The organism is Luteimicrobium sp. DT211 (assembly GCF_049844995.1).
Lineage (GTDB): Bacteria > Actinomycetota > Actinomycetes > Actinomycetales > Cellulomonadaceae > Luteimicrobium.
In genome coordinates this window covers 808,526-818,441 of record NZ_JBNCMC010000002.1, presented here as the reverse complement: position 1 = coordinate 818,441, position 9,916 = coordinate 808,526, and the positions used below count along the sequence as shown (strand labels likewise).

Annotated in this window: 10 protein-coding genes; 9 read left to right on the top strand and 1 reads right to left on the bottom strand. The window is 76.4% G+C overall.

Annotated features, from left to right (window positions below; all coding sequences use genetic code 11):
* On the top strand, positions 1–751 hold a 751-nt coding region (locus tag ACLQ14_RS07865), incomplete at its 5' end, for an HNH endonuclease signature motif containing protein (RefSeq protein WP_425811611.1).
* Between the two features lie 22 nt (positions 752–773).
* Here ACLQ14_RS07865 and ACLQ14_RS07860 read toward each other — a convergent pair.
* Positions 774–2,291, bottom strand: coding sequence for a serine hydrolase domain-containing protein (locus ACLQ14_RS07860; protein ID WP_425811609.1), 1,518 nt, complete (start codon positions 2,289–2,291; stop codon positions 774–776).
* Between the two features lie 32 nt (positions 2,292–2,323).
* Here ACLQ14_RS07860 and ACLQ14_RS07855 point away from each other — a divergent pair, with 32 nt between their 5' ends.
* The 8 genes from ACLQ14_RS07855 (at position 2,324) to ACLQ14_RS07820 (ending at position 9,916) form a co-directional block, all read left to right on the top strand.
* Positions 2,324–3,085: a DUF4129 domain-containing protein gene (locus tag ACLQ14_RS07855; RefSeq protein WP_425811607.1), complete on the top strand. Its 762-nt coding sequence runs from the start codon at positions 2,324–2,326 to the stop codon at positions 3,083–3,085.
* The gene (locus ACLQ14_RS07850) at positions 3,082–3,684 is read left to right on the top strand and encodes a hypothetical protein (protein ID WP_425811605.1); all 603 of its coding nucleotides are present in this window, start codon (positions 3,082–3,084) and stop codon (positions 3,682–3,684) included. The genes ACLQ14_RS07855 and ACLQ14_RS07850 overlap by 4 nt, the downstream gene beginning before the upstream one ends.
* Positions 3,681–4,694 carry an AAA family ATPase gene (locus tag ACLQ14_RS07845; RefSeq protein WP_425811603.1) on the top strand — a complete coding sequence of 338 codons (1,014 nt, stop codon included), beginning with the start codon at positions 3,681–3,683 and terminating at the stop codon, positions 4,692–4,694. The genes ACLQ14_RS07850 and ACLQ14_RS07845 overlap by 4 nt, the downstream gene beginning before the upstream one ends.
* Before the next feature lie 13 nt (positions 4,695–4,707).
* The gene (locus ACLQ14_RS07840; protein WP_425811601.1) at positions 4,708–6,069 is read left to right on the top strand and encodes a DUF58 domain-containing protein; all 1,362 of its coding nucleotides are present in this window, start codon (positions 4,708–4,710) and stop codon (positions 6,067–6,069) included.
* On the top strand, positions 6,066–6,632 hold the full coding sequence (locus tag ACLQ14_RS07835; protein ID WP_425811599.1) for a hypothetical protein: 567 nt from the start codon (positions 6,066–6,068) through the stop codon (positions 6,630–6,632). The genes ACLQ14_RS07840 and ACLQ14_RS07835 overlap by 4 nt, the downstream gene beginning before the upstream one ends.
* A 66-nt stretch (positions 6,633–6,698) precedes the next feature.
* A complete protein-coding gene (locus ACLQ14_RS07830; RefSeq protein WP_425811597.1) occupies positions 6,699–7,769 on the top strand; it encodes an iron-siderophore ABC transporter substrate-binding protein in 1,071 nt (356 codons plus the stop codon).
* A gap of 24 nt (positions 7,770–7,793) precedes the next feature.
* On the top strand, positions 7,794–8,858 hold the full coding sequence (locus tag ACLQ14_RS07825) for a FecCD family ABC transporter permease (protein ID WP_425811595.1): 1,065 nt from the start codon (positions 7,794–7,796) through the stop codon (positions 8,856–8,858).
* Positions 8,855–9,916: a FecCD family ABC transporter permease gene (locus tag ACLQ14_RS07820; RefSeq protein WP_425811593.1), complete on the top strand. Its 1,062-nt coding sequence runs from the start codon at positions 8,855–8,857 to the stop codon at positions 9,914–9,916. Before ACLQ14_RS07825 ends, ACLQ14_RS07820 begins: the two co-directional genes overlap by 4 nt.

Here is a 9,916-nt window from a genome sequence, read left to right as displayed (position 1 = left end):
CGTCCCCGTCCTGGCGTTGCTGCGCACCCTGACCAGGAACAGTGACGGACCCGCGGACGACGACCCCGACGACAGCGACAGCGCGGCCGGCGGTGCGATGCCTCCGCCGCCACCTCGAGCCGCGCGGCCGACGATCGCGGCAAGAGGCGCACCGTCCGGACCGGATGCCCGGTGTCCGGACGAACCGTCACCCGATGAGACCTTCCCAGATGCCGCGCTGCTGGGCGCGCCTGCGGATGCCCTGAGCTCGGACGTCGCGTACCTGGACGGGTACGGCCCGATCGACGACCACACCGCGACGCTCCTGACCGCGGCGGCCCCGTCGCTGCGGCGGCTGCTCACCGACCCGCACACTGGCGTCGTGCTCGCGCTCGGGCGCGAGACCTACACGGTGCCGGCGGACCTGCGCGCATTCCTGCGCCTGCGGGACGGGACCTGCCGGTTCCCCGGCTGCTCCCGCGCCGCGGACCGCTGCGACGTCGACCACACCACGGCGTACGTGACCGGCGGGACCACGGACGCGACGAACCTCGCCCACCTGTGCCGGACCCACCACCGGCTCAAGCACGCCACCCGCTGGAACGCGCGCCAGGCCGGGACCGACGGCACCCTGGTCTGGACCTCACCGACCGGCGCCGAGCACGTCACACGACCCGCGACCACCCTCACCGGACTCACGAGCTCCGACGCCGGTACGGGCGCCGCCGATCGAGCCGGTCGGACCGTGGACGACGACCCGCCACCGTTCTGACCGGCGCCGGACGTCAGCGGATCTAGCCCAAGGAAGCGGGCGTCGCGAGGGCGCGCAACGGCGTCGTCGCGAACCGCAGGGGCTCGGTGATCCACTGCGCCGCGAACGTCCCGGCGCGGCGGTCGAGGACGAGCTCGAGCCGATGCGGCGCCTCGAGGAACGCCACCTGGACGCGGAGGCGCTCCGCCGACTCGAACCCGCCCGAGGTCGCGACCGGTACCTCCGTGCGCTGGCCGGTGGTGTCGTCGTCGCTGACCACCCAGCGCGAGCCGCCAGGCTCGAACGCAGCCGCCACGTCGCCCCCGTGGTCCACGAGCGTCAGGCGCAGTCCGTCGTCCAGCGGGTCGCTGCCCAGCCGCACCTGCGTCAGGCTCGGCTGCGCAGCGCACGCCCCGCCCTCGGGGGCGAAGGCCGTCCCGGCCCAGGCGCCGTCGTCGGGCGTGGCGGGAAGCTCGAGCGGCGGGAGCGCGGCGGCCGCGAGGTGGGCGGCGAGCTCGTCGTCCGCCTCGGCCGAGCCCGGCCCCGCGAACGCCGGCAGCAGGTGCTCCCACGCGAGGTCGAGGGTCTCCTGCATGTCGGGCGTCCGGGCGGTGATCGCGAGGACGGCGTCGTGCTCGGGCAGCACCACGCAGAACTGGCCGTAGGCGCCGTCGCCGCGGAAGCCGTGGCGCGACATCCAGTGCTGGAAGCCGTACCCCTGCTGCCAGTCGGAGTCGTCCGGGTCGGCTTCCGCTTCTCCCGGCCCACCGAACGGCTGGGGCGTGCCGACCTGCACGGAGGTCGCGGCGTCGACCCAGGCCTCGGGCAGCAGCTGTCGGTCGCCCCAACGGCCTCGCTGGAGCAGGAGCTGGCCCAGGCGCGCGACGGCGTCGGTCGGGGCGAACAGCCCGGTGAACGCGATCTGCCGCCCCGGGGGGACCTCCTGCCAGCCGACCGGGCCGATGCCGAGCGGGTCGAGGAGGCGCGGGCGCAGGTAGTCGAGGAGGGTGCCGCCGGTGACGCGCTGCACGATCGCGCCCAGCGTGTACGTGGCCGGCTGGTTGTACGCGAACACGGTCCCAGGCTCTTGGTCCGGCGCGATCCGCAGGAACGCGTGGACCGGGTCGACGTCGGGATCGGCGAACGCCTCGGCATACGTGTCGCGCGTGTGGCCGCTGGACATGGACGCCACGTGCCGCACCAGCATCCGGCGGGTGCGGGGGTCGGCGGCCCCGGCGTCGACCTCGGGGAAGTAGGAGAGCACCGGGTCGTCGAGGCCGACGAGGCCCTCCGCGACCGCCAGGCCCGCGGCTGCGGACGTGAAGCTCTTGCTCAGGGAGTACAGCAGGTGCCGGCGCTCCGGCCCGTACGGCGCCCACCAGCCCTGCGTCACCACCTGCCCGTGCCGCAGGACCATGAGCCCGTGCGGCTCCTGCGTCGGCGACGCCTCCAGCGCGCGCACGAACCGGAGGATCCCGGCGGCGTCGGTGCCGGTCGAGGATGGGCGGGCGGGCGGGAGCGCGGTCGCCCCCGGCGTACGGACAGCGATGTCGGAGTGCACCGGACGAGCCTACGACCCGCTACGTTGTGGCGGTGAGCCCGAGCCCGCCCCCGGAGCGTCGCCCCGGCGCGCGCGCCGTCGTCGGCGTCGTCGCGGGGCTGGGCGTCGTCGCCGTCCTCGCGGTCGCGCTGCAGGGACCTGCCGCGCACGAGGGCGTCCGCTGGCTGCCGCACGTCGACGTCGGCGGGGGCGCGCGGCTCACCCCGCCGCCCGCGCCCACGCAGACCATGCCCACCCTCGCGACGCCGTCCGACCACGGGCTCGAGCGCTGGCACGTCAGCCCGTGGGTGTGGCTCGTCGTGCTCGGGGTCGTGCTCGCCGCGATCGTCCTGGCGCTCGCGGCCTGGTGGCGGCGCCACCACGACGGCAGCCCGCCCGACGACGAGCCGGCCGAGCCCCCCGGCGTGCACGACGCCGCGGTGGCCGAGCCGGAGGCCGTGCCCGACGTGCCCGACCTCCCGGTCCTGCGCCGCGGCTTCGACCACGCGTTCCACGCTCTCGGCGCCGGCCGCGAGCCGCACGACGCGATCGTCACGGCCTGGCTGGGGCTCGAGGAGGCCGCGCAGGACGCCGGGGTGGCGCGCCGCCCCGCCGAGACCGCGTCCGAGCTCACCACCCGCATCCTCGGGCGCGTGACGTCGGACGACGTCGCCGCCCGCTCGCTCCTCGACCTCTACCTGCGCGTGCGCTACGGCGGGTATGCGGCCACGCCCGACGACGTCGCCGCGGCGCGGGCGGACCTCGAGGCCCTCACGCGGGGCTGGGACGCCGCGGCGCGGCGGTGGTCGCGATGAGCGACGAGCGGAACGGTCGCGCCGACCGGGGGGCGAGCGGGCAGTCGAGTGGAGTGGCCCGACCGGGCCGGCGCGACGTCCGCCGCGTGATCCGCGGGCCGCGCGAGCGGCGGGCGCTGACCGTCGTCGTGCTCCCCGTGCTGGCCACGGTCGTGCCCTGGTACCTCGGCGTCGACCCGTGGCACGCGCTCTGCTTCGGCGCTGTGACCCTCGCGATCGCCGTGCTGTGGCGCGGGGCGCCCGACTGGGACGACGCCGCCTGGCGCCCCGGCAGCCGTCCCGCGGCGACGGGCGTGCGCGACGACGTGGCGCGCCTCGCGGCGGCCGTCGGGCGTGGCCGCGCGAGCGTCCACCAGCCGGCGCTGCGGCGGCTCCGTGGCGTGGCGCGGACGCGGCTGGCGCGGCACGGCGTGGACCTCGACGACCCCGCCGACGCGCCGCGCGTCGTCGCACTGCTCGGACGCCACGCGCCCGCCGTGCTGTCCTCCGGCGCCACCGAGGTGCGCCGCGCGGCGTTCGTCGCGTGCGTCGACGCGCTCGAACGCCTCGATGCGAGCCCCGCCCGGACCCATGAAACGATCCAGGAGAAGAAGCCATGACCGACGCACCACCACCCGCCCTGCCCGTCGAGGAGGTGGCCCGCCTCGCCGCGCTCGTCCGCGAGCGGGTGGCGACGGTCGTCGTCGGGATGGACGACGCCGTCGGGCTGGCGCTCGGCGCGATCCTCGCGGGCGGGCACGTCCTGTTCGAGGACGTCCCCGGCCTCGGCAAGACCCTCGCGGCGCGGTCGCTCGCCTCCGCGCTGGGCCTGGACTTCCGGCGCCTCCAGTGCACGCCCGACCTGCTGCCGTCCGACATCACGGGCTCGTTCGTGTGGGACCCGGCGCGCTCGGACTTCGACTTCCGCGCCGGGCCGGTGTTCACGGGCCTGTTCCTCGCCGACGAGATCAACCGCACCGCCCCCAAGACGCAGTCGGCGCTGCTCGAGGCGATGGCCGAGGGCCAGGTCACGGTCGAGGGTCGCCGGTTCGCGCTCCCGGACCCGTTCCACGTCGTGGCCACGTCCAACCCGATCGAGTTCGAGGGCACGTACGCGCTGCCCGAGGCCCAGCTCGACCGGTTCATGGTGCGGCTCGCCGTCGGTTACCCGACCGCCGAGGGCGAGGAGCGGGTGCTGCTCAACCGGGTCGCCCGGCGCACGGAGGTCGCGAGCGTCGAGCCGGTCATCGACGCCCCGACCTTGCGTGCCATGCAGGCGGGCGTCGAGACGGTCCACGTCGACGCCGACGTCGCGCGCTACTGCGTCGAGCTCGCCGCCGGCACCCGCCGCCACGACGCGGTCCAGGTCGGGGCCTCGCCGCGCGGCTCGCAGGGCCTGCTGCTCGTGGCGCGCTCGCGTGCCGTCATGGCGGGGCGCGGCTTCGTGACCCCCGAGGACGTCAAGGCGGTCGCGGTCCCCGTCCTCGCGCACCGGCTGTCCCTGACGACGCAGGCGTGGGCGACCGGCGTCCAGCCCGTGTCCGTGGTCGAGTCGGTCGTCGCGCGGACCGCCGTGCCGCCGACCGTCGGCCGCGGGGCCGGGCCGGACGCCCCCGCCGTGCTGTCGTGACGGGCGCCACCCGGTGAGCGGCCTCGAGCCGGACCGCGCCCCGGAGCGCGCCTCCCAGCGCACGCGCGTGGTCCCGCTGACGGGCGCGGGGGTGCTCGGGGGAGCCGTCGTGGCGGTCGTGCTCGCGGCGCTCGGGCTCGTGCTCTCGCGCGTCGACCTGGTGCTGCTCGCCCTGCCGCTCGCCGTGAGCGCCGCCTGGGCGTGGGCGTCCCGCCCACCCGGCGGTACGGGCGGGCCGACGACGGGGCTGCGGGTCCGGGCGAGCCCCGACCCCGAGGCCCGCGTCGTGCGCTACGGCGTCGGGGTCGACGTGGACGGCCCGCCGGGCAGCGCGGGGACCGACGCGGTGCACGTGCGCGTGAGCGTGCTGGGGACGACGCCGCACGACCTCGTCGTCACGCCGGCCCAGGCGGCCGACCTCGCCGGCCGGGCGCCGATCCTGCACTCCGGGCCGCAGCTGCTGCTCCGGCTCCAGCACCGTCTGCTCGGCCAGGACGCCGCGTGGTTCACGGCGCCCGCGCGCGAGCTCGACGTCGAACAGGTCGTCACGCCGCGCGCCGTCCCGGTCGCGTCGCTCGCGCTCCCGCAGCGGCTCCAGGGTCTGACGGGCAACCACCAGTCGGCCCGCCCGGGCGACGGCGGCGACTTCCGCGACGTGCACCCGTTCGCGCCGGGCGACCGGCTGCGCCGCATCGACTGGCGGGCCACGGCGCGGCGCGCCCGGCTCGCCGACGAGCTGTTCGTGCGCCGCACGTCGGCGCTCGCGGACGCGACCGTCGTCCTCGTCCTGGACACGCGCGACGACGTAGGCGAGAACGTGGAGGACTGGACCGGGCACACGGCGGACGGGCAGGGCGTGACGTCGCTCGACCTGGCCCGGGAGGCCGCGGCGTCCCTCGCGACGGCGTACGCGGCGTCGGGCGACCGGGTCGGCGTGCAGGACCTCGCCTCGCAGGCGCGGGTCGTGCAGCCGGGCGGGGGAGCGCGGCACCGCGACCGCGTCGTGCGGGCGGTCACGCTCAGCCGGCCGTCGGGCAGCAGGTTCGCGCGCCTGCGCCCGCCGGTCGTGCCGCCGGGCGCGCTCGTGTACGTGTTCTCGACGTTCCTCGACGACGAGGCGCCCCGGATGGCGACGCTGTGGCGCGCCGGCGGCCACCGCGTCGTCGCCGTCGACGTGCTCCCGGCGCCCCGCACCGGCGGCCTGCAGCCGCACGAGCGCGTCGCGTTCCGGCTCGTCGCGCTCGAGCGCGAGGAGCGCATGAGCGCGCTGCAGGCGTCCGGCGTCGAGCTCCTGCGCTGGCAGGAGGCGCCCGCGACCGTGGAGCGGGCGGTCGCGCTCCGGACGCTCGCCCGCGCGGGGCGGGGTCCGCGATGAGCGTCGTGCCGGCCCGGTGGCGCCCGTCCGACGACGACGCCGCCGCCCCGCGGATCCTGCCGCCCGACATCGGCCTCGCGCTGCCGGGGTGGTGGGCGCGCGCCGGGGTGGGCCTCGTCGGCAGCGGGCTCGCGGCGGTGACCGTGTACGGGTTCTGGCTGTTCGTCGGGGTGGTCCTCGCGCTCGTCGCGGCGTGGGCGCCGCGGAACCTCGTCGCCTGGATGCTCGCGCTGTACCTGGGGCTCGGGGCTGTGGCGTCCCCGCCGGGCGGCTGGTCGTGGCGGACCGCGGTCCTCCTCCTCGGGCTGCACGTGCTGCACGTGCTCGCGTCGTTCTCGCTCGCCCTGCCGCCGGGCGGCCGCGTCGCGGTGCGCGTCCTGGCTGCGCCGGCCCGCCGGCTCGTCGCCGTCCAGGTGCCCGTGCAGGCGCTCGGCGTGGTGGTCCTCGTCACGCTCGCGCCGGGCGGCGACGGGCCCCACCTGCGGCCCGCGGCCGTCGTCGCCGGCGCGGCCCTGCTCGTCGGGGTGGTGCTGCTCGTGTGGCGCTGGAGGGCTCCGCGCTAAGGGTAGGCTTACCTCCGGATCGCAACGGCGCGGCCCTTCCCTGCGTCCGTCCCGAGGAGCTCCGCCATGTCCGTGTCACCGTCCGCCCGTCGCGCCCGCGGCCGCCTCGCCGTCATGGCGGCAGGCCTCGTCGCCGGCGCCCTCGCGCTCGCCGGCTGCTCCTCGTCCGACGACGGCGGCACGTCCGCGACCACCGGCTCGACGAGCACGGCGGGCGCGACCGACTCCTTCCCCGTGACCGTGACGTCGGCGCTCGGCTCCGCGACCATCAAGTCCGAGCCGAAGCGCGTCGTGACCTGGGGCTGGTCCGCCCAGGACGCCGTCCTCGCGCTGGGCGTCGTGCCCGTCGCGATGCCCAAGAACACCTACGGCGGCGACGCCGACGGCGTGCTCCCGTGGGACGCCGACGCCATCAAGGGGCTGGGGGGCACCACGCCCCAGCTGCTGTCGGGCGGGGACACCGGCCAGGTGCCGTTCGAGGAGATCGTCAAGGCCAAGCCCGACGTCATCCTCGCGCCCTACTCCGGCCTCACGCAGGACGACTACGCCACGCTGAGCAAGATCGCGCCCGTCGTCGCGTACCCCGACAAGCCGTGGGCCACGAGCTGGCAGGACCAGACCACGATCATCGGCAAGGCCCTGGGGCGCTCGGCCGAGGCCGAGAAGCTCGTCAGCGACACGAACGCCAAGGTCACCACGCTCGGGGCGAAGTACCCCGTCCTCAAGGGCAAGACGTTCGTCTACGCCACCACCAACGCGGCGGACAAGCTCACGATCTACCGCGCGTCCGACCCGCGCGTCCAGCTCCTGACCCAGCTCGGCATGGTGGTCAGCCCGAGCGTCAAGGCGCTCGACGCCAAGCCCGACGACAGCTACTTCTTCCAGGTCAGCTACGAGAACCTGTCGAAGATCGACACCGACGTCCTCGTCGCCTACTTCGGCGACCAGAAGTCCGCGGACGCGTTCGTCAAGGACCCGCTCGTCGCCGCGATGCCGTCCGTGAAGTCCGGGGCGTTCGCGCCGATCGTCGGCGAGTCGTTCGTCATGGCGTCGAGCGCGCCGACCGTCCTGTCGATCCCGTGGATGCTCGACCAGTACGTGCCGCAGCTCGCCGCCGCGGCCGAGAAGGCCGAGTAGCCGCCGCGTAGTAGCGTCCGGGCTGTGCCCGCACCACCCACCACCGCCGCGTCGCCGACGCCGCCGACCGCGTCGGCGGCGCTCGGCGCGCGTCGGCGACGGCTCGTGCTGGGGCTCGTGGCGTGCGCGGTCGTGCTGCTCCTCGCCGCGCTGCTCAGCCTCATGGTCGGCTCGAACGCGCTGTCGCCGTCCGCGGTGCTCGGCGCCCTCCGCCACTACGACCCGCACGACGAGGCGTCGCTCATCGTCGTCGACAAGCGGCTGCCCCGCACCCTCGTGGGCGTGCTCGCCGGCCTCGCGCTCGGCCTCGCCGGAACGGTGATGCAGGGGCTCACGCGCAACCCGCTGGCCGACCCCGGCCTGCTCGGCGTCAACGCGGGTGCGTCGCTCGCCGTCGTCCTCGCGATCGCCGTCGCAGGTGTCTCGACGACGGCCGGGTACGTCCCGTTCGCGTTCGTGGGCGCGGCGGTCGCGTCCGTCGTCGTGTACACGGTCGGGTCGCTGGGCCGCGAGGGCGCCACGCCCGTCAAGCTCGCGCTCGCGGGAGCCGCCGTCAGTGCCGCCGTCACCTCGCTCGTCACGGCCGTGCTGCTGACCAGCAACCAGGCGCTCGACCAGCTCCGGTTCTGGCAGGTGGGTGCGCTCGCCGGCCGCGGGTACGACGTCGTGTGGGAGGTCCTGCCACCCATCGCCGTCGGCGCGGTCGTCGCGCTCGCGCTCGGACGCTCGCTCAACGGGCTTGCGCTCGGCGAGGACGTCGCGCGCGCGCTCGGGCAGCGCATCGGCCTCGTGCGCGCCGCCAGCGCCGTGGCGGTGGTGCTCCTGTGCGGCGCGGCGACCGCCGCCGCGGGCCCCATCGCGTTCGTCGGGCTCATCGTCCCGCACGCCGCGCGGCGCCTCGTGGGCCACGACTACCGCTGGATCCTCGCCTACTCGGCGTTCCTCGCGCCGACCCTGCTGCTCCTGTGCGACGTGATCGGCCGCGTCGTCGCGTACCCCGGCGAGCTCGAGGTCGGGATCGTCACCGCCGTCGTCGGCGCGCCGCTCTTCATCGCGCTCGTGCGCCGGGGCGGGGCGGTGGGCCTGTGAGCGCCGTGCCTCCGGCAGCGCCCGCCGTCGCCGCGCCGGTCCCGACGGCGCGCGTGCGCCGGGCCCGCAGGACCCGCCAGGTGCGCGTCGGCGTCGTGCTCGCGGTGCTCGTGCTCGTGGCCTGCGGCGTCTCGCTGTGCCTCGGCGAGGCCGCCGTCGCGCCCGTCGACGTCCTGCGTGCGCTCGTCGGGCAGGCCGACGAGCTCACCCGGTTCGTCATCCTCGACCTGCGGCTGCCCCGGCTCGAGACCGCCGTGCTCGTGGGCGCGTGCCTCGGGGTCTCGGGCGGGATCCTCCAGTCGGTCGTGCGCAACCCGCTCGCCAGCCCCGACGTCGTCGGCATCACGGAGGCTGCGAGCGCGGCCGGCGTGATCGGCATGGTGTGGTTCTCGCTCGACGGCGTCGCGCTGTCCGCGCTCGTGCTGGCCGGCGCGCTCGCAGCCGCCGCGCTCGTGTACGCGCTCGCCTGGCGGTCCGGCCTCTCGGGGTACCGGTTCGTGCTCGTCGGCATCGGGGTCGCCGCGGTCGCCTCGGCCGTCGTGTCCTACGTCCTGACGCGCAGCGCCGTCACCGACGTGCGCGAGGCGCTCGTCTGGCTCACCGGCAGCCTCAACGGCGCCGGGGGAGAGCGGCTGGCGGTGCTGGCCGTCGCGTCGCTCGTCCTGCTGCCGCTCGCCTGGGTGCAGGGCCCCCGGCTCGCGCAGCTCGAGCTCGGCGACGACACCGCCGCGGCGCTCGGGGTCGGCGTCGAGCGGACCCGCGGGCTGGCCGTGCTCACCGCCGTGGCGCTCGCCGCCGTCGCCGTCGCCGCGGCCGGACCGGTGACGTTCGTCGCCCTCGTGTCGGCGCCGATCGCCCGCCGCCTCGTCGCGAGCGGCGCCCCCGCGCTGGTCAGCTCCGCGCTCGTGGGTGCGCTCGTCGTCGTCGTCGCGGACGGCGTCGCGCAGTTCGCCGTCCCCGGGACGACCTACCCCGTGGGCGTCGTGACCGGCATCGTCGGCGCCCCCTACCTGCTCTGGCTGCTGACCCGGACGAACCGCGCCGGGCGAGGAGGATGA

What these genes read in the sequence shown, in the direction of transcription:
- ACLQ14_RS07835 (WP_425811599.1), top strand. Translation starts at nt 6,066, where the DNA reads ATGAGCGTCGTGCCGGCCCGGTGGCGCCCGTCCGACGACGACGCCGCC.
- ACLQ14_RS07830 (WP_425811597.1), top strand. Translation starts at nt 6,699, where the DNA reads ATGTCCGTGTCACCGTCCGCCCGTCGCGCCCGCGGCCGCCTCGCCGTC.
- ACLQ14_RS07850 (WP_425811605.1), top strand. Translation starts at nt 3,082, where the DNA reads ATGAGCGACGAGCGGAACGGTCGCGCCGACCGGGGGGCGAGCGGGCAG.
- ACLQ14_RS07845 (WP_425811603.1), top strand. Translation starts at nt 3,681, where the DNA reads ATGACCGACGCACCACCACCCGCCCTGCCCGTCGAGGAGGTGGCCCGC.